The following is a 26,329-nucleotide window of genomic DNA, read 5'->3' on the forward strand; positions in this document are numbered from 1 at the left end:
GTCTACTCCTTGGAGTTCGGGTCGGCAGGGACTGCAGGGTCTGCTGAATCGTCTGGTGCGGGTGAGGCGGGTTGCTCGTCCGCTTCGTCGTCACTCGCCGGGGCGTCGTCCTGGAGGTCGACCGCGATCTCGGCGAGCTCCTCGGCGATCTTCGCCGATTCGCTGCGGGCCAGCCCGGCGATCTCGACCAGGGTCCGGCCGTCCGGCGTCGCCGTGGCCCGCACCCAGATCCGGCGCCGCTGCACGAACAGCGAGCCGATCAGGCCGAGGATCGCGCAGCCCGCTCCGGCCAGCGCGATCCCGTTGCCCGGACGGTGCGAGACGGTGAAGCTGGCCCACTGCTGGTAGCCGTCGAAGGTGACCGTGCCGTAGCCGTCCGGGAGGGTCCAGCCCTGGCCCGGCTTCAGCTTCACCCTGGCGAGGTCACCGTCCTGCTGAAGCTGGGTCATGTGCTTGGTGTCCAGCTGGTACACGTTCTGCGGCAGGCCGGAGTCGGTGCCGAGGTCGCCCGCGTACGCGGTGAGCACCAGCATCGGCTCCGCGGCGGCGGGGAAGAGCGACTTCGGCCCGGTCGTCTCGAAGCTGACCGGCGCCGTCGGGAGGAAGTAGCCGTTGAAGCCCAGCTGGGTCTTCTTGCCGTCCTTCTCGCCGTAGTCGCTGACCTTGATCACACCGGTGGAGGTGAGGTTGCTGTCCTGCGGGAGGAAGGCGGTCGGGCCCGAGTAGACCTTCTCGCCCTTGGCGTTCTTGACGGTGACCACCGGCGCGTACCCGTGGCCGATCAGGAAGACCTTGCTGCCGCCGATCTCCAGCGGCTCGTTGACCTGGATGTCGCCCTTGGTCAGCCTGCTGCTGTCGCTGCCGGTCCAGTACCGGATGTGCGCGGTGAACTCGCGGGCGCTGCCGATCTGGTCACCGCTGGTCTGGTAGCGGGCGGTGAAGCCGTCCAGCTTGAAGCCGAACGGGTCCAGGTCCTCGGTGCCGTAGAAGGCCGAGCCGGTGAAGTCGTCCAGCTGGGTCATGGTGTTCGAGTAGCCCTGGCCCTCGATCACCAGCTTGCCGCCCTGGCCGCTGGCCAGGCTCGCCCAGGCGAAGCCGGCCAGCAGCGCGAAGAGCGAGAGGTGGAAGAGCAGGTTGCCGACCTCGCGCAGGTAGCCCTTCTCCGAGGCGACCGAGCCACCGGCGAGGTTCGCTCGGAAGCCGCGCTGCTTGAGGCGCTGGTACGCGGCGATGTTCACCGCCTTGGCGTCCGCCTCGGTGTGCCAGGCCGCGTACACCGGCATCCGGGTGAGGTTGCGCGGCGCGGCCGGCGGCTGCGCACGCAGGACGCCGACGAACTGCCAGGTACGCGGGATGATGCAGCCCGCGAGCGAGACGAACAGCAGGATGTAGATCGCCGAGAACCAGACGGAGCTGTAGACGTCGAAGAGCTGCAGCTTCTCGTAGACCGGCGTGATCGTGGCGTGGGCGGCCTTCCAGGTCTGCACCTTGAAGGAGTTCTGGCTGTTCTGCGGGATCAGCGAGCCGGGGATGGCGGCCAGCGAGAGCAGGAACAGCAGGATCAGCGCGACCCGCATGGACGTCAGGGACCGCCACATCCAGCGCAGCCAGCCGACGGCTCCTATGCCGGACGGACCGTCCTGCTCGACCGGGGCGCTGCTGAGGCGTTCCGCCGACAGCTCGTCGTCTTCCGGCAGGCCGGTTCTGGTGTCGCTCACGGTCAGATTCCGATCGAGAAGTCTGCGGTGCTGGTCTGCAACTGGCTGACCAGCGCGTCCCAGGCACCGGTGACGAGCAGCAGGCCGACCGCGACGAGCATGCCGCCGCCGATGCGCATGACCCACTGGTAGTGCCGCTTGATCCAGCCGAAGGCGCCGAGCGCCCGCCGGAAGGCCAGCGCGGCCAGGATGAACGGTACGCCGAGGCCCAGGCAGTAGACCGCCATCAGCAGCGCGCCGCGCCACGGATCGGCCTGGTTCCACGCCAGCCCCTGGATGGTGCCCAGGGTCGGTCCGACGCACGGGGTCCAGCCGACCCCGAAGACGATGCCCAGCAGCGGTGCACCGGCCAGCCCGACGGCCGGCCTGCGGTGCGAGCGCAGCTCGCGCATGGTGAAGCCGGGCAGCAGGCCCATGAAGGCCAGGCCCATCAGGATCGTCAGCACGCCCATCACCACGCTGATGGTGTGCTTGTTGTCCGCCAGGGTCTGGCCGAAGTAGCCGAACAGCGCGCCGCCGGAGACGAAGACGGCGGTGAAGCCGAGGATGAAGAGCACCGAGCCGAGCAGCATCCGCCCGCGCTTGGCGCCCTTGGCGTCCGCGAGGTCGGCGGCGGAGAAGCCGGTGACGTAGCTCAGGTAGCCGGGGACGAGCGGCAGCACGCACGGGGAGAAGAACGAGACCAGCCCGGCCGCCAGCGCGATGGGCACGGCGAGCAGGATCGCGCCGTTCGCCACCGTCTGGTTTTCGCTCACCGCGAGGAGGGCGGCGCTCACTTCGGCTGCTCGGCGAGGATGGGCTTGAGCAGCGTCTCGAGGTCCTCCGCCGAGAGCGCCCGCATCGCGCGCGCCGCGAGCTTGCCCTCGCGGTCGATCACGATGGTGGTCGGGATGGACTGCGGGTTGAGGCTGCCCTTGGGGAACTTGAGGATCTGGGTGCCGTCCGGGTCGTACAGGCTCGGGTAGGTGACCCCGAAGTTCTGCTCGAAACGGACCGCGTTGGCCGGGTCGGTGTCACGGGTGTTGATGCCGAGGAACTGGACGCCCTGGTCCTTGTACTTCTGCGACACGTCCTGCAGGCCCTTGGCCTCGGCCCGGCACGGGCCGCACCAGGAGCCCCAGATGTTGAGGACGACGACCTTGCCCTTGAAGTCCGCGAGCGCGGCCTTGCCGTTGTCGAGCGTGGCGCCGGAGATCGCGGGCGCGTCCTGGCGGTGACCGGCGGACGCGGTGTCCAGCCCGCCCTTGCCGGTGACGAAGCCGGTCTGGCCGTCACCACTGCTCGATGAGCCCGATGTGCAGCCGGTCAGAGCGAGCGCGGCGGCGGCGCTGAGGGCGGCGGCAAGGCGGATGCGGCGGCGGGTCGTCCCAGACATGTGAAAAGTTTCGCATGGGACTTCGGGCCGTTTCAGGGGGGCCCGACCTTGCGCGTCGGACCCCCACTGACCTGCGGTTCTTACACTTATGATCCGCTTATTTCGGGCAGGTTCGGCAAGGCTCAGGCCCCGAAGCTCTTGCCCACCGGCTTGCCCTTGCCGCCCTTGCCCACCAGATGGGCCGGCAGCAGGTCGCGGGCCGGCTCGCGGTAGCCGATCGAGACGATCTTGTCGCCCTCGTACGTGAAGCTGGTCAGCGAGGCCAGCGAGCACTGCCGACGGCGCGGGTCGTGCCAGAGCCGGCGGCGCTCGGCGAAGGAGCGGACGATCCAGATCGGCAGCTGGTGGCTGACGCAGACCGCCTCGTGCCCGCGCGCGGCGTCCCGGGCCGCGGCGAGCGCACCCATCATCCGGACCACCTGCTCGATGTACGGCTCGCCCCAGGACGGCTGGAACGGGTTGGTCAGGTACCGCCAGTAGGCCGGGTTCTTCAGCGAGCCGTCGCCGACCCCGAAGGTCTTCCCCTGGAAGATGTTGTCCGCCTCGATCAGCCGCTCGTCGACGGCCACCTCGAGCCCGTGCACCTTGCCGATCGGCTCGGCCGTCTCCTGCGCCCGCTCGAGCGGGGAGGCGACCACGTGCGTGATGTCACGGTCGGCCAGGTGCTCGGCGACCCGGTCGGCCATCTGCCGGCCGAGCTCGGAGAGGTGGTAGCCCGGCAGGCGCCCGTACAGGATGCCCTCCGGGTTGTGCACCTCGCCGTGCCGCATCAGGTGGACGACGGTGGTCTCTTTGGCGCTCACTGCTCTCCTCGGTGTTCGCGCTGACGGCGGTCGTCGCGCTTGCGCTGGCTGGGCTTCCGTCTCACGCGGGCTGGGCCTCCGCAGCCGCGCGGGCGGCGGCGGGCAGGGCGGCGGCGATCCGCTCGATCGCCCGCTCGTCGTGGGACGCCGAGACGAACCAGGACTCGAAGGCGGACGGCGGCAGGTAGACGCCCTGGGCGAGCATGCTGTGGAAGAAGCCGTTGAAGCGGTACGCCTGCTGGCGCCTGGCCTCGTCGTAGTTGGTGACCTGCTCGTCGGTGAAGAACACCGAGAACATGTTCCCGGCGGTCTGCAGGCGGTGGGTCACGCCCTCCTTGGTCAGCGCGTCGCTGACCAGGCCGGAGATCTCGGCCGAGACGCGGTCGACGGTCGCGTAGACCTCGTCGGTGCAGCCGCGCAGCTGGGCGAGGCCGGCGGCGGTGGCGACCGGGTTACCGGAGAGGGTGCCCGCCTGGTAGACCGGGCCGGCCGGGGCCAGGTACGCCATCACGTCGGCGCGGCCGCCGAAGGCCGCGGCGGGGAAGCCGCCGCCCATCACCTTGCCGAAGGTCAGCAGGTCCGGCGCCCAGCCCTCGTGCGCGGCCTCCAGGCCGTACCAGCCGGCCTTGGAGACGCGGAAGCCGGTCATCACCTCGTCCGAGATGAACAGCGCGCCGTCGGCGCGGCAGGCCTCCGCGAGGCCCTTGTTGAAGCCGGGGAGCGGCGGGACGACGCCCATGTTGCCGGGCGAGGCCTCGGTGATCACGCAGGCGATCTCGCCGGGGTGGGCGGCGAAGGCCGCGCGGACGGCGTCGAGGTCGTTGTACGGCAGGACGATGGTGTCGCCCGCCTGGGCGCCGGTGACGCCCGGGGTGTCGGGCAGGCCGAAGGTCGCGACGCCGGAGCCGGCCGCGACCAGCAGGGCGTCCACATGGCCGTGGTAGCAGCCGGCGAACTTGATCACCTTCGCGCGGCCGGTGAACCCACGGGCCAGCCGGATCGCCGACATCGTCGCCTCGGTGCCGCTGGACACCAGGCGGACCTGCTCGACCGGGGCGACCCGGGCGACGATCTCCTCGGCCAGCTCGACCTCGCCCTGGCCGGGCGTACCGAAGGAGGTGCCGCGGGTGACGGCGCGCTGGACGGCGTCGGTCACGGCGGGGTGCGCGTGGCCGAGGATCATCGGGCCCCAGGAGCACACCAGGTCGACGTACTCCCGGCCGTCGGCGTCGGTCAGGTAGGGGCCGGTGCCGGACACCATGAAGCGCGGGGTGCCGCCGACCGCGCGGAAGGCACGCACCGGGGAGTTCACGCCGCCGGGGGTCACGACCGAGGCACGGTCGAACAGCGACTGGGACTGAGGGGCCTCGTACGGGTAGCTCATCGGGTTGGTCACCTGGACATGGTCTCAAATCGTGTCCTTGACCTCCGCATGTCGGACCCGATCATCTGGAACGATGATCCGTGTGCTGCTGCCCGTACGGGGCACGCGGTCCTCGGGGGCTTTACCAAAGCTGTACGGTCTGTAGCGTCGGTACGGTTATCCGTACTACTGCGACGACCGGCCCGGTGACGCGTCCGCTTGACGGACCAGTCAGACTGTGTGCAGCGAAACTGTGTACGGCGGCGCAGGACGGGTAATGGGCACGTTCGGAGGGACACCGAGCGTGCGGGGGTCTGTCGATTCCGGCGAATTCCGGTGAGGATGGTCCGAGTGTCCGAGGCGCAGGACGGTTTCGAGGAGGCCGCGGGTACCTCCCGTCGGCCCACCGGGGCCGCGGGCGGGGGAACGGGTGCGGGCAGGGGAAGGCGGGGCGAGGGCAGAGTGGGGGTCACCTACAAGTACTTCGGCGCACCCGACCGAGCCACCGCCGCCAGAGTCCCGACCGCTCTCGGCCCGGGCGGCCTCGGCCTGGACGCCGGAGAGCTGGGCACTCTCGGCCGCCTCGGCGACCTGATGGAGACCAGCGGCTCGCCCAACGGGCACCTCTCCACCAAGATCAAGCCCGAGACCATGAGCGCCATGGTCCTCACCGGCATCCAGGGCGTCCCGCTCCACCAGGTCCCGCCCCTGGAGCTCGTCGTCCTCCACCCCGACTACGCCGTGGTCCAGCTCCCCCACATCGTGGTCGAGCCCCTCCGGAAGGCCGACGAGACCGAACTCGGCGCCGCCGCCTTCATCTGGTCGACGGTGCCCGACCGCCGCGGCCCACGCGACGCCTTCGTGATCTACACCATGCTCCACGAGTGGCAGGACTTCGCGAACCGCCTCCACGACGCGGGCCACCAGCTGTACTGCCTGGTCTGGCCCTGACGGTGGACCGCTGGTCCGGGCCGGTGCGACTGGAGTGGTGGGCAAATCCGTCCACCGGCCCCGGCGCTGTCCCGGCCGATCTGGCGGTGACGTCGGAGGCTGCAGGGCATGCGCGACGGTGGTCGCCGACGACAGCGAGGAGTTGCGCTTCCTCCTCACCCTTGACCCGCTGTTCACCGTGCGCTTCTCGGATGACAGCACCATCGACCTGGGCGCCGCTGTGACCGCACAGGGCGACGGAAGGCTGGTCGTCGATCTGAGCGCGCCGCAGGGCACGGCCCCGCCCTCTCCCGACGTGCTCTGATCAGACGTCAACCCGGTATCCGGGAAGCCGGCCAAGGGCGACCACATCGCATCCTGACCCGGAATCAGATGCCGTCAACGGTCGGCCTCAGCCGAGCCAGGGGGTCGGGCGGATCTCGAAGCCGGTGAGGCCGACGGGGTTCTCGTCGTGGACGTAGACCCGGTCGACGATGGCGGTGGCGGGGCCGTGGTGGGCCCAGTCGACCAGGCGGATGACGGCGGCGGCTTCGCCCTCGAAGACGGCCTCGACCGTGCCGTCCGGGAGGTTGCGCACCCAGCCCGCCACACGGTGCTCCTGCGCCACGCGCCGGCAGGTGTCACGGAAGAACACGCCCTGGACCTCGCCGGAGACGATCACTCGGCTGCGCACCATCCCCGTGTCACCGCCTCGCCGTCAGGCTCTGCGGCGTGCGGCTCACCGTCCGGCCCGCCCGGGCGGCGGCCCAGGCGAAGGTGGTGGCGTCGACGACGGCCGCACCGCCGAGGTCGTTGTTGAAGTACGCGTACACGTCGGCCCCGTCCGGCCAGGCCGCGACCACTCTCGCCACCCAACTGGCCAGCGACTGCCTGCCGTACCGGGGCCATGGGTGTGCGATACCGGCGTGGAACCGCAGATACCCCCAGTCCGCCGTCCGCCACAGCGGTGTCACCGGGCGCGCCTGCCGGTCCGCCCAGCACAGGGCGGCACCGCGCCGCTCCAGGACGGCCCGGATCTCCGGCACCCACCACGACTCGTGCCGGGGCTCCACCGCGACCCTCGCCCCGGGCGGGAAACAGCCGAGGCAGGTGTCGAGGAGCTCGGCGTCCGCCCGCAGCGTCGGCGGGAGCTGGAGGAGGAGCGGCCCGAGCCGCGGGCCCAGGCCCTGGGCGGCCGCCCAGAGGCGCTGGACCGGCTCCTGCGGGTCGTGCAGGCGCTTGACGTGGGTGAGGTAGCGGCTCGTCTTGACCGCCATCACGAAGCCGTCCGGGGTGCGCTCCCGCCAGTCGGCGAAGGTCTCGGCCGGGGGCAGGCGGTAGAAGGCAGCGTTGTTCTCCACCGTGGCGAACCGCTGGGCGTACTCCTCCAGCCAGCGCCGCCGCGGCGTCCCCGCCTCGTACAGGACGCCACGCCAGTCGTCGTACTGCCAGCCCGAGGTGCCGACGAACAGGGGCACACCTCCATGGAAGCACGATCGGACGCAGCGGCCGTACTCGCCGGCCGGCGTTCGGTCGTGACCGCGGTGGGCTGTCGGTGTCCCCGTCTCAGCCGGACTCGATCACCTCCGGGCGCCTGGGGAGGGTCTCGGCCCTGCCGATCAGCTCGGTGACGTCGAGGGGAGCTGCTCAAACCCCTCGGGAGAGCGGCCCAGTGCCTCGTAGCGCTCGACGATGAGGTCGAGGCATGTGGGGATCCCAGGGGCGGCGGTGCCCATGGCGTCCCGGATCACCTTGATGGCGTTGACGCGCCGGCCCCTCAGGAGCAGTGAGTCCACATCGCTCTGCACCTCGGCCGGAAGTGCGTCCCAGACGGCGTTCTCCATGCGCTCATTCAATCCGGGCGGTCAACCCGGTTTTCCTCCCTACCCGGGGAGGTCGGTCTCCAGGGTGAGGAGCTCGGCGACGGTCTGGCGGCGCCGGATCAGGCGGGTGTGCTCGCCCTCGACGAGGACCTCCGGGATGAGCGGGCGGGAGTTGTAGGTGGAGGACATACTCGCACCGTAGGCACCGGTGTCGTGGAAGACGACCAGGTCGCCGATCTCGGCGCGGGGCAGCGGGACGGGCTCGACGTCGCCGCCCTCGACCTGGGTGAAAACGTCGCCCGACTCGCAGAGCGGCCCGGCCAGGACGGTGTCACGGGCCGGGTCGGTGCGCGGTTCGCCGTCCGGGGCGAGGACGGTGACGCGGTGGCTGCTGCCGTACATCGCGGGCCTCATCAGGTCGTTGAAGCCGGCGTCGACCAGGACGAAGTGGTTGCTGCCGACCGGCTTCTGCGCCCGGACCTCCGCCGCCAGGACACCGGAGCCGGCCACCAGGAACCGGCCGGGTTCGATCTCCAGCCGTACGGGGTGGCCGAGTTCGGTGACGAGTTCCCGGCGAGCCGCGTCCCAGATCCGGAAGTACCGCTCGGTGTCGACCTCGGGCTGGCCGGGTGCGTACGGGACGGAGAGCCCGCCGCCCGCCGAGATCGCCCGGAGGTCGCGGCCGCTGAGCCTGACCTGCTTGACCATCGTCTCGCAGACCGCCTCCAGGTGGCCGTAGTCCACCCCGGAGCCGATGTGCATGTGGAAGCCGATCAGGTCGAGCCGGTGCCGGTCGACCAGGGCCAGGCTCTCGGCGAGGTGCTCGTGCCAGATGCCGTGCTTGCTCTGCTCGCCACCGGTGTTGGTCTTGCGGCTGTGGCCGTGTCCGAAGCCCGGGTTGATCCGGATCCACACCGGGTGGCCGGGGGCCGCGCGGCCGATCTGGTCGAGCATCTGCGGTGAGCCGGCGTTGACCGGGATGCCGAGTTCGACGAGCCGGCGCAGCGTCGGGCGGTCGAGCAGGTCGGCGGTGAAGACGATCGGCTCACCCGGCCCGTCCGGCCGGTAGCCGGCGGTCAGGGCCCGCTCGACCTCCCCCGCCGAGACGGCGTCCACGGCCACGCCCTGCTCGCGCATCAGCCGCAGGATGTGGGTGTTGGAGCAGGCCTTCTGGGCGAACCGGATCTGGTCGAACTGCCGCAGCCTGGCGATCTGCGCGCGGATCACGTCGGCGTCGTAGACCCAGACCGGGGTGCCGTGCTCCTCGGTGATCCGGGCGAGCCGCGGTCCGCTGAGGGAGCCGGGGAAGTCGCCGGTGCCGAGGGTGGGGGCAGTCGTCATGGTCCGGTCCGTCCTTCACGCCGGTCGTCGTAGCGGTCGTCGCCGCCGTACCGGGCGATCCTGCTGGAAACGGCGCGGAGCCCGCACAACTGTCCAAACCCCGGATGGACCGGCCCTGCCGGGACGGGCCGACCAGGCTGTTTCGTTCGGATCATCTGGTCGTTGGTCCGGGTGCGTCGTTGACCACCGCGGGCCGTTCTCACCCGTCGAGTGCCGCGGCCATGCGGTCGAGGTCGGCGAGGAGCTCGGCGAGACGTTGCTCCGGGACGGCGTCGCTCATGCGCTGGTCGATGGCGTAGACGGCGGAGCGTGCCGCGGCGAGGCGGCGGTGGCCCTCCTCGGAGAGGTGGGCGGGCAGGGCGCGACCGTGGTCGGTGGTGGCCGGCCGGGTGATCAGGCCGGCGTCCTGCAGTCCGCGAAGGACGACGTTCATGGACTGCCGCGTGACGAAGGTGCCGCGGGCCAGCTCGGCGTTGGACAGGCCGGGGCGCTGGTCGAGGAGTTCGAGGCAGGCGTACTGCGGCACCGTCAGGCCGTACTCGCGCAGTGCCCTGTCCATCGCGCTGCGCAGTGCCGCGGCGGTGCGCTTGAGGCGGTATCCCAGGCGTTCGGTCACGTCGGCGGCCGGCGGGGTGTCCGACTGGCTTCCGGGCGTCGTCTCCGACGCGTTCTCGGCCATGGGAAGGTGAGGTTACGCAACATGCGCAGTCGCCGAATCGGCACCGGCGAGGTCAGCGCCGTCGGACTGGGCGCGTCGCCGCTCTCGGTCGAGGGCCGGGGTGCGGCGGCCGCCGAACTGACGTTGACCACGGAGGAGTTCGCCCTGCTCGAGGCCGGCTGAGCCGGGGCGCGGCGCAGGAAAAGGACATGAGCCCGGGGCACCCGGTAGGGCAGGATCGGGGCATGCCCACGCCCAGCCGCCAGATCCGCGCCGCCCACACCGATGACTCGATCACGGTCTACCAGGCCTTCTCACCCGAGATCGCCGAGCCGGCGGCCGCGACCGGGCGCTTCCCCGAGGCGTTCAAGCGGGAGCGGATGACGTGGATCAAGCCCTCGTTCCTGTGGATGATGCACCGCAGCGACTGGGCCCGGAGCGCCGGGCAGGAACGCGTGCTCGCGATCACCATCCGGCGCGAGGGCTTCGAGTGGGCGCTCGCCAACTCCGCGCTGAGCGCGTACGACTCGCGGATGCACCGCTCGCGTGACCACTGGCGGAGCGAGGTCCGGCAGCACCCCGTCCGTGTCCAGTGGGACCCGGAGCGCAACCTCGCGCTGCAGCCGCTGCCCTGGCGCTCGCTGCAGGTCGGTCTGCGCGGCGAGGCCGTTCGGCGCTACCTCGACGAGTGGATCACCGCCATCGAGGACGTGACCGGCCTCGCCGACCGCGTCCGCCGGGAGCGGGATCCGGGGCTGCTGCCCGCGGAGCGGCCGTACGCGCTGCCCGACGACCTGGCGGAGCGGATCGGCGCCGACCGCAGCGGTCCGGCCGTGGCCTGAGCAGTGGAGTGCGCGGGGCCCGCCCGCCCCAGTGGGCGGGCCCCGCGCACGTCTTTTCGGCGGCCCTGCGGACCGGTCAGCCGTGCAGGTAGACGATGCCGAGCTTGCTCAGCTGCCAGAGCTGGTTGGCCGCGCCGGTGTCCTCGGCCAGCTCGACCAGCGGGTTCCCCTGGCCGTCCAGGTGGCTGGAGGCGGTGGCCACCTTGGTCTGGTCCTGGGAGTCGGCCAGCTTGTAGGTGCCGTTGCCGGCCGGCTTGAAGATCCAGTGCTGGTTCCCGCCGCCGTTGCAGCCCCACTGCTCCAGCCGCGTCCCGGGGGCGGTGGAGGCTCCGGTGGCGTCCAGGCACATGTTGCGGTTGCCGCTGAAGTCGAGCTCGTAACTGCCGCCCGACTTGATCTCCAGGACGAAGGACTGGTTGAGCCCGCCGGTCGCCCGGTAGGTGATGGCGTTACGGCCGTTGGTGCTGTCGCCGTAGGTGCCGCCGCCCGCGAGGTCGAGGACCTGGCCGTTGGAGGCGTTGGTGAGCTGGTACCAGGCGCCGTCCTCGGGCTTGTCCGGCAAGGGCTGACCAGGGGTCAGCGGCTCGATCGAGGTGGTGTTCTGCTGGCTGAGCGTGCAGAACGCCTCCTTCTGGGAGGGCTGCTGGTAGAACTGGGCCAGGCAGCGCGCCTCGCCCGCGTAGCCGGCGACCCGCAGGTGGTACGACTGGCGGACCATGTTCATGCAGACGCCCGGGATGCCGATCTCGTGGTCGCAGCCGTTGCGGGTCTTCTCCGAGAGGTCGATCACGTCGCCGTTGGTGTACTCGTACGGCGAACTGGTCCACTCCGCGCAGACCTCGTGGCCGTAGCTGACCCGCCGCTGGTCCAGGTACCGCACGCCGGGCACCTGGGAGGCGGCCTGCCGCAGCGCGTCACTCAGCTGCGGCACCACCCAGTTGTGGCCCCAGGCCAGGTCCTCGGGGAAGGCCGGGCAGCCGTCCGCGATCTTGCCGGCGTAGTCGTTGCGGCGGATGTCGGGGGTGATCGGCGTGAAGTAGGACTGGAAGACCAGCTGGTACGAGGAGTCCGCGTACCCCGCCGAGCGCATGGTGTTGCGGACGTTGGTCAGCGCGGCGACCACCTTGGGGATGACGCGCACCGCCCGCTGCCGGATGGCGTCGCTGCCGATGGTGTCGCGGCAGCCCTGCGACTTCGGGATCGGGAAGTACTGGGCGAGGCAGCTCAGCATGATGCCGCTGAAGTCGAAGTCGTCGTTGGCGCCGATCGTGACGACGACCATCTTGACGTCGTACTGGGCGGCCGTCCGGGCGAGTTGGACGTCCTGCTTCTCCTCGCCGAAGTCGCCGCTGCCCGAGCCGGTGATCTTCGCCAGTTCGGGGTCGCTGACCAGGTCGCCGGTCTGGGCGCCGGAGCAGGCGAGGTCGATCGGGGTGACGCCGCCGAGGCCGGTGACGAAGATCTCCGACTTGTCGTGCCGGTGACAGTAGTTGGTGGGGGTGTCGGTGCCGGGGACGTACGCGTCGTTGGTGTCGGAGCCCGCGCCCTCGCCGGAGATGGCGCTGTCGCCGAGGGCGACGATGGCGGCGGGCCTGGCGGTGGCGGCGGAGGTGTCCGCGACGGCGTTCGGTGCCCCGGCGAGGGCGAAGGTGGCTATCAACCCGGCTGTGGCCAGCAGGGCGCCGGGGCGATATCGGCGCGCGCCTGACAGATGTGACCTGGTCACGCATGACTCCTTGAGAGGGTGGGGGGCCACTCGGCGTGCGCCGGGCGGCGCGGAGCATGGAGCGTGCACATCACCGGCCGGGCGCCTGGGGGTGCGCGTCGGACGGTAAAAGGTGAGTCGGCCTCATATGTTAGGTACTGACAAGTAACTCAACAAGGGTCATGACAACGCCGGCGCAAGGGAGTTCTGGACACAGCAGAGCCGCCGCCCGACGTCTCAGGAGGGGAGACGGAGAGCGGCGGCTCGGTGCTACGGAATCGACCGGAGGACCCGCTGAGCCTCGGAGCGTCAGTCAGGCGCCAGTGGCCCGAGTCAGCCGACGTTCGCGCAGGAGTTGCCGAACGCCGGGTTCAGCGCGGCGATCACGTTGACGGTGTTGCCGCAGAGGTTGACCGGGATGTGCACCGGAACCTGGACAGCGTTGCCCGACAGCACACCGGGGGAGCCGGCCGCGACGCCCTCGGCCTCGGCGCTCGCCGCGGCGGTGCCCGCACCAGCCGCAACAATGCCGACAACGGCGGCGCCGACGGCGGCGGCCTTCTTGATGCTCATATGAGTCTCCTCGTTAATCAGATCTTCCAATTGCCGCAGCAGCGAGAGGCTCAGCATGGAAGCGCACGGGCGTGCGTCATCCCCAACGAGCCCTGCCTCGACCAGTTGCGCCCGGCCTTCCACATTCACCCACTTGCACCAATCACGGCATTCGGGTGATCACCGAAGCCGCCCGTTTCCCTCCGCGTGCTTGGTCGTTCTTACTGGCGAAACGAGCTCCACCCACGTCCTCGCTAGCACGCAAGAAATGAGACCGCACCATGCGCAAGCTCGCCTACGGCGCGTTCGGCTCCGCGGCTGCCGCGGCCCTGCTGCTCGGCGGCGCCGCCACCGCCTCTGCCCACCACGCCCATGGCGCGTCGGCCGAGGGCGTTGCCGCCGGCTCCCCCGGTGTTGCGTCGGGAAACCTGATCCAGGTTCCGGTGCACATTCCGGTCAACGTCTGCGGCAACACCGTCAACGTGATCGGCGCGCTGAACCCGGCGTTCGGCAACTCCTGCGCCAACGTCTGATTCCGACGGGCCCGCCGGAGCAATTCGGCAGGCCGGCTCAGCCCATGACTCCCAGGAGAGTCCAACTCCGTTTCGAACTTCCGTTCTTGCGGACACTCTCCTGGACGCGCCGCAATGCGACCAATTCTCGGCCGTGAGAGAAATGGTGGCGGGCGCGTGAAAAAAGCGGCCAGGCACCGCCCAAGCCACGGGCGACACGCAGCTCTTGGGCCGCGTGAGTGACAATCACGGTGCATCCCAAAACCATCGGGCGATGATTCTGATTCGCCCGGCTCCCGACCATCCAAAGTCGGGCAGAAAACGGAGGAAGAACCATATGCGCAACTTCAAGAAGGCTGCTGTCCTCTCTCTCGCCGCCGCCGGTCTGGTGCTGGGCTCGGCCGGTGTCGCCGGCGCGAGCGCCGAGGCCGAGGGCGTCGCGGCCAACTCGCCCGGCGTGCTCTCCGGCAACCTGATCCAGGTTCCCGTGCACGTCCCGATCAACGTCTGCGGCAACACCGTCAACGTGATCGGCCTGCTCAACCCGGCGTTCGGCAACCACTGCGCCAACATCGGCTGAATCAGCGAAAGCTGACTCGGTTGTGCCTGCGCCGCACCCCGCGCAAACAGGGTGCGGCGCACCCTCCCCGTGTGTGATCTAGGAGATCAACCCCCATGCAGAACGTGAAGAAGGCCGCCGTCATCTCCGCCGCCGCGGCCGGCCTGGTGCTGGCCGGTGCCGGTGTCGCCAGTGCCGGCGCCGAGGCCGAGGGCGTCGCCACCAACTCCCCCGGTGTGCTGTCCGGCAACCTGATCCAGGTCCCCGTGCACGTCCCGGTGAACGTCTGTGGCAACAGCGTCAACGTGATCGGCCTGCTGAACCCGGCGTTCGGCAACTCCTGCGCCAACGTGGACATCCCCAAGGAGCACGAGCACGAAGAGGACTGCCCCTGATCACCCGCTGATCGGCACCTCTGCCTTGCGCGAACTGCCCCTCGGCCCCTCGGCCGGGGGGCAGTTCGCATCGGTACGACTGAATGAGCACCTCTCACTGAAGGGTTGGTACCCCATGCTTCGAAAGACGAGCGGAGCCGGCCTGCTGACCGCGCTGGGCGCGGCGATGCTGCTGGGCGCCACCGCACCGGCCGCCTCCGCCGAGTCCGGCACGGGCGACACCTCGCTGCCGCAGCCGTCGACCCACCTGCAGTCCACCGACGTCGGCCCGGCACTGGGCGGCGTGACGGGCGCGCTCGGGTACTCCGTGACGCCCGTGAAGACCCTCCGGCTGGACCCGTTTGCCCAGTCCTCGGCGGATGTGCTGAACAACGGCGTCGCGGTCGAGCCGGACAACGGCCTGAAGCCGGTGACCACCGGCATGCTGACCGCTCCGCTGAGCAACGGCGGCGGGGTGAAGGACCTGCCGCACGTCGGCCCGCTGCTCGGGGTGCTGCCCGGCTGAACGGCCGGCGCACCGGACGTACGGAAGGGCCCGGCGTCTCCCCCGAGGGGGTGGCACCGGGCCCTTTCTGATGACCTCGCCGGGTCGTTCGGCCGTACCTGCCGAGGGGTCAGGCCTGGGTCTGGTCCAGAACGCCCGTGACGGTGCCGGTGGTGGTGGCCGTCAGGCTCTTCAGCGAGTCGGTGACCGAGATGCGCTTGTCGTCACCGCCCAGGCTGGCCTTGGCGCCGGGGATCGCCTGCACCGGCGCGGTGATCAGCTGCGGGTCGATCTCACCGAACCCGAGGGCACCGTCCGCGAGTTGGCCGCTGCTGCCCTCGACCCAGGTGACCGGCTGGCCCAGCGTGAGGCCGGGGCCGCCGGCGTTCAGCGGAGCGGCGGGGGCATCCACCAGCAGGTCGCCGAGCTCGGTGCTGCGGTCCGCGGTCGGCAGCGGGACGGAGGCCTGCAGAGCGGGGCCGACCTTGCCGGTGGGGATCGACGGGACGATCCGGTCCGGGATCAGCTGGTGATCGGCCTTGCCCTCCGGGACCGGCGGCATCAGCAGCGAGGTGGGCACCCCGCCGGAGATCTTGCCGCCCGCCGGAAGCAGCGGAAGCGGGTCGGTCGCCGCCCCGAGCGGGATCGTGAACGGCACCTCCTTGGTGGCCAACTCGTCCTCGATCGCCGCCACCTGACCCGGAGTCATCGGAGCTGCCGCGGCGGCGCCCTGGGCCGTGACGACACCGGCGCCGACCGCCAGCAGCAACGCGCCGGCCCGCTTGGAGAGCTTCATGCTAATCACCGATCTGTCTGTGAGCTTTTGACGGAGAGCTGCTGTGCAGCAGAAAACACTCTGTCTCAACGACCCACGCATGGCCGGATAGCGCCAGTTAACCAGTATGGCCTAATAATCCCACCGGATCGCCGACCCCGTGATGATCCGTCACCCGTTCTCGAAGAATCCGCGTAACTTTCCGCGCCGTCATTCTTTGATCTAAATGTCGCAGCCACGACGGCGGCAGGATCGGATGCCACGGAATCCCCCCTGACGGGCTAGCAACCGCAGACCTGGTCTTCTCGTTGAACGCGTTGAACGAACACAGTCGAGACCGCCGAGACGGCGAATCCCAGCATTTCAGAGAGGTATCTCCCCCATGCTCAAGAAGACTTTCGCGACCTTCGGCCTGGTTGCCGCCGCCATGGCCGCGGCGTCCACCCCCGCCGTCGCCATCGGCAACCAGGACGGGCAGGCGGGTTCCATCCAGGGCAACGGCGGCACCAACGCCACGGGCACCTGGGGCAACCACAGCCCGAACTTCCACTTCCTCGACAACCCGAACATCTGCCTCCCGGAGATCCACAACATCGGCGTCGGCGTGCTCGGTGTCGCGGTCCCGGTCGAGGTGGACGCCCTGAACAACACGCCGAAGCAGACCTGCGTGGTCGGCCAGGGCACCCTCGGCAGCGGTGACGGCGGCGTGTCCCACCTGGTCGGCTGACCAGCCGCACCGCGGCCCCCAAGGCCCATCTGAACCATCCGAATCACCCTGAACCGCCAGTTCAGTCAGTACCACCGGCTTTCCCCGCTCCACTCCCATCAGATCCGAAAAGGAACAGAAAAATGATCAAGAAGGCTCTTGCCGCGTTCGGTGTCGCCGCTGCCGGTCTGGCCATGACCGCCGCCCCCGCCATGGCGATCGCCGACCAGGACGGGCAGGCCAGCTCCGTTCAGGGCAACGGTGGCACCAACGCGACCGGCACCGCCGGCAACCACAGCCCGAACTTCCACACCCTGGACAACCCGAACCTCTGCCTGCCGGAGGTCCACAACATCGCGGTGGCCGTCATCGGTGTCGCGGTTCCGGTCGAGGTCAACGCCCTCAACACCAACCCGGAGCAGACCTGCGTCGTGGGCCAGAACACCCTGGGCAGCGGCGACGGCGGCGTCAGCCACCTGATCGGCTGATCAACCCGCAGCGTCCGGCCGCCGGGTCCGGGGGGAGCTTCTCCTCCTGGGCCCGGCGGTTTTCGTCTGCCTGCCGCACAGACCGCTCGCGGCGGCGGATCCCGTTCGGCTGCGGTGCGTTCGGGTGACAGGCCGTCAGTGCGGCGCGTACTGCGTACCGCGAGCAGCACCGGTGTGATCACGTGTATTTCCCGCCCTATCACGCAGTCCGTCGGCACTGTCCGCAGGGCGCCGACGGTCTACTGCACCAGAGAGGACAGATTCATGAAGAGCATGCTGGGCAAGGCCTTGCTGACCACGGTCGGCGCACTGGCCATCGCCGGTGTCTCGGCGCCGGCGTACGCACACGTCGACGCCGGCGGCGGCGGCCACTTCATCGCGACGGCGGAAGAGCCGTTCGTCGCCGGTGAGCAGCACGGCTGGGCCGTCACCGACCACATCTTCGTGGCCGGGCACCAGTGGGGCTGGGCGACCAGCACCGCCACCGGCGGCGGCGCCGAGGGCATCGTCCACATCGACTGACGCCGGGTCGGACAGCAGCCGAGGCCGGGTCCCGATCACGGGGCCCGGCCTCGGTCGTACGGGGAGCTGCTATCGCAGCATCCTGGCCGCCTCGACGGCCCAGTAGGTCAGGATCTGCTCGGCACCGGCCCGGCGGATCGAGGTGAGCGTCTCCAGGATGATCCGCTCGCGGTCCACCCAGCCGTTGGCGGCAGCGGCCTCGATCATCGAGTACTCGCCGGAGACCTGGTACGCGGCCACCGGTACCGGCGAGGCGTCGGCGATCTGGCGCAGGATGTCCAGGTACGCCATGGCCGGCTTCACCATCACCAGGTCGGCGCCCTCGGCGACGTCCTGCTGCAGCTCGCGCAGCGACTCACGGGCGTTGGCCGGGTCCTGCTGGTACGTCTTGCGGTCGCCCTTGAGCGAGGAGCCGACGGCCTCGCGGAACGGGCCGTAGAAGGCCGAGGCGTACTTGGCGGTGTAGGCGAGGATGCCGGTCTCCTGGTGGCCCGCCTCGTCCAGCGCGCGGCGGATCACGCCGATCTGACCGTCCATCATCCCGGACGGGCCGACCAGGTGGACGCCCGCGTCGGCCTGGACGACGGCCATCTCCTTGTACCGCTCCAGGGTGGCGTCGTTGTCCACACTGCCGTCCTCGGCGAGGACGCCGCAGTGGCCGTGGTCGGTGTACTCGTCCAGACAGAGGTCGGACATCACCACGAGCGCGTCGCCGACCTCCGAGACCACGTCCCGGATCGCCTTCTGCAGGATGCCGTCCGGGTTGGTGCCCTCGCTGCCGACGGCGTCCTGGACCTCGGGGACGCCGAACAGCATGATGCCGCCCAGGCCCGCCTCGGCGGCCTCCACGGCGGCCTTCCGCAGGGTGTCCCTGGTGTGCTGGACGATGCCCGGCATCGAGGCGATCGGGCGCGGCTCGGCGATGCCCTCGCGGACGAAGGCGGGCAGGATCAGCTCGGCCGGGTGCAGCCGGGTCTCCGCGACCAGCCGACGCATCGCCGGGGTCGAGCGCAGGCGGCGCGGGCGTACGTACGGGAATTCAGCGGACATGGCTTCTCTCTCCGGACGAATGGGGGAACTGTACGCAACCGGGTAACCACAACGGGGGCGCGGGCACCCGTACGCACATGGTCGACCACAGCAGGGGCGCGGGGAACTGCGCGATCAACCGTGCACCTTCGTTGTGCCCTGGTCGCGCAGTTCCCCGCGCCCCTGAAGGTACCCAGTTGCGTTGGTGAGCCCCGCGCCCCTGGGGGAAGCCCCTCAGCGGGCCTTGCGGCGGGAGCCGGGGCGGCGTTCGCTGGGCCGGTAGACCGGCTCACCCGCCGCGACGGCCGCGTCCCGACGCCCCGCACCGAAGTCTGCCAGGGCCTGGGCCAGCGCGGCGGCCGACGGCGCCGGGGCCATCACGTCCACCCGAAGTCCGTGCTCCTCGGCGGTCTTGGCGGTGGCCGGACCGATACAGGCGATGATCGTGACGTTGTGCGGCTTACCGGCGATACCGACCAGGTTCCGCACGGTCGAGGACGAGGTGAAGAGCACCGCGTCGAACCCGCCGCCCTTGATCGCCTCGCGGGTCTCGGCCGGCGGCGGCGAGGCGCGGACGGTGCGGTACGCCGTCACGTCGTCCACCTCCCAGCCGAGCTCGACCAGGCCGGCCACCAGGGTCTCGGTGGCGATGTCGGCACGGGGCAGCAGCACCCGGTCGATCGGGTCGAAGACCGGGTCGTACGGCGGCCAGTCCTCCAGCAGACCGGCGGCGGACTGCTCACCGGAGGGCACCAGGTCGGGCTTCACGCCGAAGTCGACCAGCGCCTGGGCGGTGGTCTCGCCGACCGCCGCGACCTTGATGCCGGCGAAGGCGCGGGCGTCGAGCCCGTACTCCTCGAACTTCTCGCGGACAGCACGCACCGCGTTGACCGAGGTGAAGGCGATCCACTCGTAGCGGCCCGTCACCAGGCCCTTGATGGCGCGCTCCATCTGCTGCGGGGTGCGCGGCGGCTCCACCGCGATGGTGGGCACCTCCTGCGGCACCGCGCCGTACGAGCGCAGCTGCTCGGAGAGGCCGGTGGCCTGCTCCTTGGTACGCGGCACCAGGACGTTCCAGCCGAACAGCGGCTTGGTCTCGAACCAGGAGTGCGAGGAGCGGTGGGCGACCTGCTCGCCGACGACGGCTATGACCGAGGTGGCAGGGTCCACCGGGGCCGAGACCGGCGAGGGCAGCACGCGGGCCGCCTTCAGGTCGGCGGCGATGGTCGCCAGCGTGGCGGTGAAGGTCCGCTGGCGGGTCGTGGTGCCGGAGAGCGTCGCGCAGAGCGCGGCGTCGGGCTTGCGGCCGTGCGCGACCAGCGCGTTGGCGGTGGCGGGCAGCTGGCCCAGCGTCGTCCGGACCACCAGGGTGGTCTCGGGGGCGCCGAGGTCGACCAGGCCGCCGGCCAGCAGCGCGGCGCCGTCCACGAAGCGGACGTCGGCGCCCTGGCTGCCGCGCAGCGGGACACCGGCGTACGCGGGGACGCCGACCGACTGCGCGACACCCGGGATCACCTCGAAGGCGATCTCGGCGCGGGCACAGCAGAGCATCTCCTCGGCGGCGCAGCCGTCCAGGCCCGGGTCACCGTCGACGGTGCGGACCACGTGCTTGCCGGCCCGGACCGCCTCGGCGACCAGCTTGGCCACGTCGAGGTCGGTCTCCTCGGCCGGGTTGTGCACCCGCACGCCCGCCGGGCAGTGACTGCGCACGGCGGCGGCGGTCAGCGGGTCGGCGATCAGGATGTCGGCGGAGGCCAGCACGTCGACCGCGCGCAGGGTGAGCAGTCCGGGGTCCCCGGGGCCTGCGCCCAGGAAGGTGCAGCGGCCGGCCGGGGTGGCCGGGCTGCTGGACAAGCTGGTAGCGGCGTTGGGGCTCATCAGGCTCGCTCCCCCATCAGATTGGCCGCTCCCGCTTCGAGGAGCCGGGCGGCGAGGGCGTGGCCGAGGGCCGTCGCCTGCCGCTCGGCCGTCTCGTCGAGGACGAGCGGACCGTTGGCGGTCATTCTCAGCAGGGTGGCGCCGTCGACGGTGCCGACCACGCCCTCCAGCTGCAGTTCCTTCGGGCTCACCCAGGTCGCCAGCGCGGCGACGGGGGCGGAGCAGCCGGCCTCCAGGGCCGCCAGCAGGGCACGCTCGGCGACCACGGCGGCCCGGGTGGGGGCGTGGTCGAGCGCGCCGAGGGCGGCGGCGAGGGCGGCGTCCACGCACTCGATGGCGAGGGCGCCCTGGCCGGGGGCCGGCACCATCAGCTCGGGGTCGAGGTGCTGGGTGATCTCGGTGCTGCGGCCGAGGCGGTTGAGGCCGGCGGTGGCCAGCACCACGGCGTCCAGCTCACCGGCCGCGACGTACCCGATCCGGGTGTCGACGTTGCCGCGGATCGGGACGGTCTCCAGGGCCGCGCCGCGGGCGCTCGCCCAGGCGTTCAGCTGGGCCATCCGGCGCGGAGAGCCGGTGCCGATCCGGGCGGGGTGCCCGGCCAGCTTCTCCACCAGCTCGTCCAGGGCGAGCCCGTCGCGGGCCACCAGGGCGTCCCGGGCGTCCTCGCGCTCGGGGACGGCCGCCAGCAGCAGTCCCTCGGGGGCCGCGGTGGGGAGGTCCTTCAGGGAGTGCACGGCGAGGTCGATCCGGCCCTCGAGCAGCGCGTCGCGCAGCGCGGAGACGAAGACCCCGGTGCCGCCGATCTGGGCGAGCGCCTCGCGCGAGGTGTCGCCGTAGGTGGTGATCTCCACCAGCTCGACGGGGCGCCCGGTGACCCGGGTGACCTCGCGGGCGACCATGCCCGACTGGGCCATGGCGAGGGCGCTGCGGCGGGTGCCGAGTCGCAGCGGTACCGCTGACTCTTGACCATTCATGAGGTGATCGTCCCGGTCGTGCTGGTGGGCTGACTGATGGTTCATCTGGGCGCTCCGGCGGAGGGCTTGGCCTGTGCCCCGATCGGAGTACCGGAGACAGCCTGCACTGCCGCCGGGTCCAGGTCGAACAGTTCGCGGAGCGCGTCGGCGTACGAGGCGCCGCCGGGCTCGGCCGCCAGCTGCTTGACCCGCACGGTGGGGGCGTGCAGGAGCTTGTCGACGACCCGCTTGACGGTCTGCGAGACCTCGGCGCGGGTGCGCTCGTCCAGATCGGGCAGCCGCGTGTTCAGGCGTCCGAGTTCGCTCAGCACGACCTCGGAGGCCATGGCGCGCAGGGCGACCACGGTGGGGGCGATCCGGGCGGCGCGCTGGGCCGCGCCGAAGGCGGCGACCTCCTCGGCGACGATCCCGGTCACCGCGTCCACGTCCCCGGCCCCCGGGGTGGCGGCGTGGGCGTGGGAGAGGCTCTCCAGGTCGACCAGCAGGGCCCCGGGCAGCTCGTGCACGTCGTGGTCGACGTCCCGCGGCATGGCCAGGTCGAGGAAGGCCAGCGGAGTCTCTGCCCAATTCTGGGCTCGCTCGCCGGTACGCACGGCCACGGCCGCCGCGATGTCCTCGGCGCTGATCACCACACCGGCCGCGCCGGTACAGGAGATCACCAGGTCGACGTCGGCCAGGGTCTCGGGGACCTTGGCGAAGTCGACCGTACGGGCGCCCAGGTTGGCCGCCAGCCGCTCGGCCCGCTCGGGGGTGCGGTTGGCGATCAACAGTTCGCCGATACCGGCCCGGACCAGGGTCGCCGCGGCGAGCGAGCTCATCGAGCCGGCGCCGACCACCAGGGCCCGCTTGCCCGCGATCTCGCCCGCGCCCGCGGCGATCTGCTCCAGGCCGAAGGTGACCAGCGACTGCCCGGCCTTGTCGATGCCGGTCTCGCTGTGCGCCCGCTTGCCGACCCGCAGGGCCTGCTGGAACAGCTCGTTCAGGCCGCGCCCGGCGGTGTGCTCCTCCTGGGCGCGGGCCAGCGCGTCGCGCAGCTGGCCGAGGATCTGGCCCTCGCCGACCACCATCGAGTCCAGGCCGCAGGCCACCGAGAAGAGGTGGTGGACGGCCCGGTCCTCGTAGTGGACGTACAGGTGGGAGGTGAGCTCCTCCAGGTCCACGCCGCTGTGGTGGGCGAGCAGCAGGGAGAGCTCGGCGACGCCCGCGTGGAACTTGTCCACGTCCGCGTACAGCTCGATGCGGTTGCAGGTGTTGACGAGCGCCGCCTCGGCGACGGTCGCCGTGGCCGCGGCGTCGTGCAGCAGCCTGGTGGGGACGTCACCGGTCAGCGCAGCGCGCTCCAGCACGCCGACGGGGGCGGTGCGGTGGCTCAGCCCAACGACGAGAAGACTCATGCCCGCCCCTTGTGCATACGGATCCGGTCTCTGCTCACGCGGGCATCACCGCTGACAGATCTCCTTCGGTGCCCTTGGCGGGCTTGCCGCCCTTGGCCGGTTCGGCCTTGGCGGTGCCGCCCGCGGCGCGGCGGAGCTTCGCGGCGGCGGCGCGCACCGGGCCCGGGGCGCGGTCTAGCACGGAGTCGCCGCGGTCGGGCTCCTCGCCGGCCTTGCGCTGCTCGTGGAAGGCGAGGATCTGGAGCTCTATGGAGAGGTCGACCTTGCGCACGTCCACGCCGTCCGGGACGGTCAGCACGGTGGGGGCGAAGTTGAGGATGCTGGTGACGCCGGCCTCGACCAGCCGGTCGCAGACCTGCTGGGCGGCGCCGGGCGGGGTGGTGATGACGCCGATGGAGACCTGCTGGCTCTCCACGATCGCCTCCAGCTCGTCCATGTGCCGGACCGGCAGCCCGGCCGCGCTGCTGCCGACCACGGCCGGGTCGGCGTCCAGCAGGGCCGCCACCCGGAAGCCGCGGGAGGCGAAGCCGCCGTAGTTGGCGAGGGCGTGGCCGAGGTTACCGATCCCGACGATGACGACCGGCCAGTCCTGGGTCAGGCCGAGCTCGCGGGAGATCTGGTAGACGAGGTACTCGACGTCGTAGCCGACGCCTCGGGTCCCGTACGAACCGAGGTACGAGAAGTCCTTGCGCAGCTTCGCGGAGTTGACCCCCGCGGCGGCGGCCAGCTCCTCGGAGGAGACCGTCGGCACCGAGCGCTCGGAGAGCGCGGTCAGCGCGCGCAGGTACAGCGGAAGACGGGCGACCGTCGCCTCCGGGATGCCCCGGGCACGCGAGGGTCGGCGCGCGGCGCCTGCGTCGGGCGTCTGCGAAGTGCTCTGGGTGGATCGGCCGATTGCCACGGTGCTCCTGTGGGTGAAGCTGGGCTTTGGCAGCCAGGCTATGCGTTTGTGAACGTGTGCACAAAGATGGTGTCCGATTTGTCCCCGCACAGTGATGCGCATCACTCACCGCCCCATGCGGTCAGCATGACACCCGGGGGCTCGGTGCCCAGTGGCCACGGGCCGAAGGGTGCCTCGCGGCGGATCAGCGGAGGCGGACCCGCCTGTCGGCGCGACATCGCCTCGCCGAGTCGCGGCCAGGGCACCCCGGCCGCCTCGGGCAGCGATTCGGCCCAGTCGGCGGGCGGGCCGGACAGGCCGCGGGCGTGGACACAGTGACGCAGCAGGTCGGCGGCGGCCCGGGCGTCGCCGAGCGCGGTGTGCGCGGGGTACCAGCCGAGGCCGGCCGCCTCCACGCAGGCCGCCAGGCCGTACCCGCCGGCCTCGGGGAGGTGGTCGCGGGCCAGGCGCATGGTGCAGAGCAGGGGTACGGGGGGCAGCGGTACGCCGATCCGGGCGAACTCGCGCTCCAGGAAGGCCTGGTCGCAGGTCACGTGGTGGCCGACCAGGATCCGGCCGGCCAGCAGCTCCAGCAGGTGGGGTGCGACCTCGCGGAAGCGGGGGGCGCCGACCACGTCGTCCTGGGAGATCCGGTGGACGTGGGTCGGGCCGACCGGGCCGACGGGGTCGATCAGGGTGGAGAACTCGCCCTCGGCCCGCAGTCGGCCGTCGAGCAGCACCACGGCCACCTCGACCACGCGGTGGCGCCAGGGGCTCCGGCCGGTGGCCTCGACGTCGACCACGGCGTAGCCGCTCCTCGTCGGAAGCATGGCGGCTCTCCTCCGTCTTCGGCCCCCGACGGACACAAAACCGTTAGATCGTAAGCCGACGAATCGAGCAGAACATAAGACGATCTTCATTTTTCGGACAACGATTTGGCGTCCAACCCCCGCCGATCGGCGGGGGTGTGGCGTTGGTCTCAGGCACCGAGGGCGGCGCGGAGGCGGCGCTCGTCGACCCGCCAGAAGTCGTGCTGCCGCCCGTCGATGAGGGTCACCGGGATCTGCTCCCAGTACTTGCGGTACAGCTCCTCGTCCTGGGTGATGTCCCTCTCCTCGAACGACGCCCCGAGTTCACCGGCCACCCGGACGATCACCTCGCGGGCCTCGTCGCACAGATGACAGCCGGGCTTGCCCACCAGCGTGACCGTCCGGTCGGCGGGGCTCTTCTTCTTGTCGTCACGTCGCAGCAGTGGGCTCACCCGCCCATTGTGCTCCGACCTCCACCGCCCACTCGCCTCGGCGCGCTCCCGATCCGATGCCGACGCTCCTCGGCCGGGATAACTCCGCCGATGCGGGCTGTTAACTGTGCCTGCACACCGCGGTCACGGAGAGACGCCCCGGCGCTGACTATGCTCGGTGCATGGCCGCGCTGCGAAGGCTCAACCAGGCAAAGGGATCCCCCACCGAGCGGACCGCCCTGGCGGGCGAGGCCGCCGCCGACGCGGCGGAGGCCGACCTCCTGCTCAGCGAGCCCCCGAAGAAGCCCGGCCGCCCCAAGGCCCCCGCCGAGGACCACACCCCGACCCCGGGCGACCCGCAGGCCGCCGCGTTCTTCGACTGCGACAACACCATCCTGCGCGGCGCGGCGATCTTCTACCTCGGCATCGGCCTGTACCGGCGCAGGTTCTTCAGCCGGCGCGACGTCGCCCGCTTCGCCTGGCAGCAGGCCTGGTTCCGGCTGTACGGCGCCGAGGACCCGGCGCACATGGCCGACGCCCAGGACACCGCACTCGGCCTGGTGGCCGGGAAGCGGACCGCCGACCTGGAGCAGATCTGCGAGGAGATCTTCGAGGAGGTCATCACCGAGAAGATCTGGCCCGGCACCCGCGCGCTGGTGCAGATGCACCTGGACGCCGGCCAGCGGGTCTGGCTGGTCACCGCCGCCCCGCAGGAGGTGGCCCGGATCATCGCCCGCCGGCTCGGCATGACGGGCGCCCTCGGCACCGTCGCCGAGGCGGTCGACGGCGCCTACACCGGCCGGCTGGTGGGCGGCCTGCTGCACGGCGAGGCCAAGGCCGCGGCGGTACGGGCGCTGGCCCGCCGCGAGCAGCTCGACCTGAGCCGCTGCGCGGCGTTCAGCGACTCCGCGAACGACATCCCGATGCTCACGCTGGTCGGCCACCCGTACGTGGTCAATCCGGACGCCGCGCTGCGCCGCCACGCCCGGGCGATGGGCTGGCGGGTACGGGACTTCCGGACCGGCCGGAAGGCGGCCAGGATCGGGATCCCGGCCGCCGCCGGGCTCGGCGTGCTGGCGGGGGCGACCGCCGCCGCGGTGGCCATCCGGCGCCGCTCCGGTCAGCAGCACGCCTGAAACCCCCCTCGGCGACTCACGCTTACGGGCGAAAATCAGGCACGCCCGACGACGCCTCCGTTCGGGTTCGGCCCTGACCGGATCCGATCGTTCGACTACTTGAGAAAGTCTGGGGTTGCCGGGGCCCGAGGCAGGGAAACGGCGCTACAGGCCGCCGAATTGGTCACAGGGTGCGCACAAGCGATCACATTGAGCCGGGCGGATGACGCCACGTCCGGTCAGTTCCAGCTGAATATGCACCCCAAGC

32 protein-coding genes are annotated in these 26,329 nt (G+C 71.1%); 12 read left to right on the plus strand and 20 right to left on the minus strand.

The annotated features are described in order from the left end of the window. Positions 1 to 2 precede the first annotated feature (2 nt). The 5 genes from resB to hemL form a co-directional block, all read right to left on the minus strand. Positions 3 to 1,718, minus strand: a complete 1,716-nt coding sequence (gene resB / locus FB465_RS14765; RefSeq protein WP_145790990.1) for a cytochrome c biogenesis protein ResB — start codon at positions 1,716 to 1,718, stop codon at positions 3 to 5. Between the two features lie 2 nt (positions 1,719 to 1,720). After that, a complete protein-coding gene (locus FB465_RS14770; protein WP_145790991.1) occupies positions 1,721 to 2,494 on the minus strand; it encodes a cytochrome c biogenesis CcdA family protein in 774 nt (257 codons plus the stop codon). Beyond that, complete coding sequence (locus FB465_RS14775; RefSeq protein ID WP_145790993.1) at positions 2,491 to 3,093, minus strand: TlpA family protein disulfide reductase; 603 nt, start codon at positions 3,091 to 3,093, stop codon at positions 2,491 to 2,493. Before FB465_RS14775 ends, FB465_RS14770 begins: the two co-directional genes overlap by 4 nt. A gap of 122 nt (positions 3,094 to 3,215) precedes the next feature. Then, on the minus strand, positions 3,216 to 3,863 hold the full coding sequence (locus FB465_RS14780; RefSeq protein ID WP_145797354.1) for a histidine phosphatase family protein: 648 nt from the start codon (positions 3,861 to 3,863) through the stop codon (positions 3,216 to 3,218). A gap of 94 nt (positions 3,864 to 3,957) precedes the next feature. Further along, positions 3,958 to 5,280: a glutamate-1-semialdehyde 2,1-aminomutase gene (hemL, locus tag FB465_RS14785; protein WP_145797355.1), complete on the minus strand. Its 1,323-nt coding sequence runs from the start codon at positions 5,278 to 5,280 to the stop codon at positions 3,958 to 3,960. A gap of 441 nt (positions 5,281 to 5,721) precedes the next feature. Between hemL and FB465_RS14790 the strand changes: the two genes are divergently transcribed. Continuing rightward, on the plus strand, positions 5,722 to 6,210 hold the full coding sequence (locus FB465_RS14790; protein ID WP_145797356.1) for a hypothetical protein: 489 nt from the start codon (positions 5,722 to 5,724) through the stop codon (positions 6,208 to 6,210). Between the two features lie 118 nt (positions 6,211 to 6,328). Continuing rightward, a complete protein-coding gene (locus FB465_RS14795; protein ID WP_145790995.1) occupies positions 6,329 to 6,514 on the plus strand; it encodes a hypothetical protein in 186 nt (61 codons plus the stop codon). 87 nt (positions 6,515 to 6,601) lie between these two features. On the opposite strand, the gene FB465_RS14800 is transcribed toward FB465_RS14795, so the two are convergent. From FB465_RS14800 to FB465_RS14820, 5 genes are all read right to left on the minus strand, one after another. Next, a complete protein-coding gene (locus tag FB465_RS14800) occupies positions 6,602 to 6,886 on the minus strand; it encodes an acylphosphatase (RefSeq protein ID WP_211785786.1) in 285 nt (94 codons plus the stop codon). 7 nt (positions 6,887 to 6,893) lie between these two features. After that, entirely contained in the window at positions 6,894 to 7,667 is a 774-nt protein-coding gene (locus tag FB465_RS14805; protein WP_145790996.1) for a DUF72 domain-containing protein, read from the minus strand. Positions 7,668 to 7,808: 141 nt separating this feature from the next. After that, positions 7,809 to 8,033, minus strand: a complete 225-nt coding sequence (locus FB465_RS14810; protein ID WP_145790998.1) for a hypothetical protein — start codon at positions 8,031 to 8,033, stop codon at positions 7,809 to 7,811. Between the two features lie 39 nt (positions 8,034 to 8,072). Beyond that, positions 8,073 to 9,353: a diaminopimelate decarboxylase gene (gene lysA / locus FB465_RS14815; protein ID WP_145791000.1), complete on the minus strand. Its 1,281-nt coding sequence runs from the start codon at positions 9,351 to 9,353 to the stop codon at positions 8,073 to 8,075. Positions 9,354 to 9,552: 199 nt separating this feature from the next. Further along, positions 9,553 to 10,032: a MarR family winged helix-turn-helix transcriptional regulator gene (locus FB465_RS14820; RefSeq protein ID WP_145791001.1), complete on the minus strand. Its 480-nt coding sequence runs from the start codon at positions 10,030 to 10,032 to the stop codon at positions 9,553 to 9,555. 21 nt (positions 10,033 to 10,053) lie between these two features. Here FB465_RS14820 and FB465_RS35810 point away from each other — a divergent pair, with 21 nt between their 5' ends. Together FB465_RS35810 and FB465_RS14825 are read left to right on the plus strand one after the other, a co-directional pair. Then, on the plus strand, positions 10,054 to 10,194 hold the full coding sequence (locus FB465_RS35810) for a hypothetical protein (RefSeq protein WP_170290589.1): 141 nt from the start codon (positions 10,054 to 10,056) through the stop codon (positions 10,192 to 10,194). A gap of 62 nt (positions 10,195 to 10,256) precedes the next feature. Next, the gene (locus tag FB465_RS14825) at positions 10,257 to 10,853 is read left to right on the plus strand and encodes a DUF4291 domain-containing protein (RefSeq protein WP_145791003.1); all 597 of its coding nucleotides are present in this window, start codon (positions 10,257 to 10,259) and stop codon (positions 10,851 to 10,853) included. 76 nt (positions 10,854 to 10,929) lie between these two features. On the opposite strand, the gene FB465_RS14830 is transcribed toward FB465_RS14825, so the two are convergent. Together FB465_RS14830 and FB465_RS14835 are read right to left on the minus strand one after the other, a co-directional pair. Then, positions 10,930 to 12,579: an RICIN domain-containing protein gene (locus tag FB465_RS14830; RefSeq protein ID WP_246192667.1), complete on the minus strand. Its 1,650-nt coding sequence runs from the start codon at positions 12,577 to 12,579 to the stop codon at positions 10,930 to 10,932. Positions 12,580 to 12,891: 312 nt separating this feature from the next. Further along, positions 12,892 to 13,131, minus strand: coding sequence for a chaplin (locus FB465_RS14835; protein WP_145791005.1), 240 nt, complete (start codon positions 13,129 to 13,131; stop codon positions 12,892 to 12,894). 260 nt (positions 13,132 to 13,391) lie between these two features. On the opposite strand from FB465_RS14835, the gene FB465_RS14840 reads away from it, so the two are divergent. From FB465_RS14840 to FB465_RS14855, 4 genes are all read left to right on the plus strand, one after another. Next, positions 13,392 to 13,643: a chaplin gene (locus FB465_RS14840; RefSeq protein WP_145791007.1), complete on the plus strand. Its 252-nt coding sequence runs from the start codon at positions 13,392 to 13,394 to the stop codon at positions 13,641 to 13,643. Positions 13,644 to 13,959: 316 nt separating this feature from the next. Then, the gene (locus FB465_RS14845) at positions 13,960 to 14,202 is read left to right on the plus strand and encodes a chaplin (RefSeq protein ID WP_145791008.1); all 243 of its coding nucleotides are present in this window, start codon (positions 13,960 to 13,962) and stop codon (positions 14,200 to 14,202) included. A 95-nt stretch (positions 14,203 to 14,297) separates the two neighbouring features. After that, positions 14,298 to 14,576 carry a chaplin gene (locus FB465_RS14850; RefSeq protein WP_145791010.1) on the plus strand — a complete coding sequence of 93 codons (279 nt, stop codon included), beginning with the start codon at positions 14,298 to 14,300 and terminating at the stop codon, positions 14,574 to 14,576. Positions 14,577 to 14,691: 115 nt separating this feature from the next. Next, positions 14,692 to 15,081, plus strand: coding sequence for a hypothetical protein (locus tag FB465_RS14855; RefSeq protein ID WP_145791012.1), 390 nt, complete (start codon positions 14,692 to 14,694; stop codon positions 15,079 to 15,081). A 109-nt stretch (positions 15,082 to 15,190) separates the two neighbouring features. Here FB465_RS14855 and FB465_RS14860 read toward each other — a convergent pair whose 3' ends face one another. Further along, the gene (locus FB465_RS14860; RefSeq protein WP_145791014.1) at positions 15,191 to 15,856 is read right to left on the minus strand and encodes a hypothetical protein; all 666 of its coding nucleotides are present in this window, start codon (positions 15,854 to 15,856) and stop codon (positions 15,191 to 15,193) included. A gap of 361 nt (positions 15,857 to 16,217) precedes the next feature. Here FB465_RS14860 and FB465_RS14865 point away from each other — a divergent pair, with 361 nt between their 5' ends. The 3 genes from FB465_RS14865 to FB465_RS14875 all read left to right on the plus strand — a co-directional run bounded on the left by FB465_RS14865 (position 16,218) and on the right by FB465_RS14875 (position 17,551). Then, the gene (locus FB465_RS14865) at positions 16,218 to 16,562 is read left to right on the plus strand and encodes a rodlet layer protein (protein ID WP_145791015.1); all 345 of its coding nucleotides are present in this window, start codon (positions 16,218 to 16,220) and stop codon (positions 16,560 to 16,562) included. 122 nt (positions 16,563 to 16,684) lie between these two features. After that, positions 16,685 to 17,029 carry a rodlet layer protein gene (locus FB465_RS14870; protein WP_145791017.1) on the plus strand — a complete coding sequence of 115 codons (345 nt, stop codon included), beginning with the start codon at positions 16,685 to 16,687 and terminating at the stop codon, positions 17,027 to 17,029. Between the two features lie 264 nt (positions 17,030 to 17,293). Next, positions 17,294 to 17,551 carry a hypothetical protein gene (locus FB465_RS14875; RefSeq protein WP_145791020.1) on the plus strand — a complete coding sequence of 86 codons (258 nt, stop codon included), beginning with the start codon at positions 17,294 to 17,296 and terminating at the stop codon, positions 17,549 to 17,551. Between the two features lie 69 nt (positions 17,552 to 17,620). Here FB465_RS14875 and hemB read toward each other — a convergent pair whose 3' ends face one another. The 7 genes from hemB to FB465_RS14910 all read right to left on the minus strand — a co-directional run bounded on the left by hemB (position 17,621) and on the right by FB465_RS14910 (position 24,967). After that, positions 17,621 to 18,601: a porphobilinogen synthase gene (gene hemB / locus FB465_RS14880; protein ID WP_145791022.1), complete on the minus strand. Its 981-nt coding sequence runs from the start codon at positions 18,599 to 18,601 to the stop codon at positions 17,621 to 17,623. 213 nt (positions 18,602 to 18,814) lie between these two features. Continuing rightward, positions 18,815 to 20,458 carry a bifunctional uroporphyrinogen-III C-methyltransferase/uroporphyrinogen-III synthase gene (locus FB465_RS14885; RefSeq protein ID WP_145791023.1) on the minus strand — a complete coding sequence of 548 codons (1,644 nt, stop codon included), beginning with the start codon at positions 20,456 to 20,458 and terminating at the stop codon, positions 18,815 to 18,817. Next, complete coding sequence (gene hemC / locus FB465_RS14890) at positions 20,458 to 21,432, minus strand: hydroxymethylbilane synthase (protein WP_145791025.1); 975 nt, start codon at positions 21,430 to 21,432, stop codon at positions 20,458 to 20,460. Before hemC ends, FB465_RS14885 begins: the two co-directional genes overlap by 1 nt. A gap of 41 nt (positions 21,433 to 21,473) precedes the next feature. Continuing rightward, a complete protein-coding gene (locus tag FB465_RS14895) occupies positions 21,474 to 22,826 on the minus strand; it encodes a glutamyl-tRNA reductase (RefSeq protein WP_145791027.1) in 1,353 nt (450 codons plus the stop codon). Between the two features lie 34 nt (positions 22,827 to 22,860). Further along, positions 22,861 to 23,727, minus strand: a complete 867-nt coding sequence (locus tag FB465_RS14900) for a redox-sensing transcriptional repressor Rex (protein ID WP_211785787.1) — start codon at positions 23,725 to 23,727, stop codon at positions 22,861 to 22,863. A 101-nt stretch (positions 23,728 to 23,828) separates the two neighbouring features. Next, complete coding sequence (locus FB465_RS14905) at positions 23,829 to 24,536, minus strand: 3'-5' exonuclease (protein ID WP_145791028.1); 708 nt, start codon at positions 24,534 to 24,536, stop codon at positions 23,829 to 23,831. A 149-nt stretch (positions 24,537 to 24,685) separates the two neighbouring features. Then, positions 24,686 to 24,967: a glutaredoxin family protein gene (locus FB465_RS14910; RefSeq protein ID WP_145791030.1), complete on the minus strand. Its 282-nt coding sequence runs from the start codon at positions 24,965 to 24,967 to the stop codon at positions 24,686 to 24,688. A gap of 161 nt (positions 24,968 to 25,128) precedes the next feature. On the opposite strand from FB465_RS14910, the gene FB465_RS14915 reads away from it, so the two are divergent. Continuing rightward, the gene (locus FB465_RS14915; RefSeq protein WP_145791032.1) at positions 25,129 to 26,082 is read left to right on the plus strand and encodes an HAD family hydrolase; all 954 of its coding nucleotides are present in this window, start codon (positions 25,129 to 25,131) and stop codon (positions 26,080 to 26,082) included. Positions 26,083 to 26,329: the final 247 nt, after the last annotated feature.

The sequence above is a fragment of the Kitasatospora atroaurantiaca genome (assembly GCF_007828955.1).
Lineage (GTDB): Bacteria > Actinomycetota > Actinomycetes > Streptomycetales > Streptomycetaceae > Kitasatospora > Kitasatospora atroaurantiaca.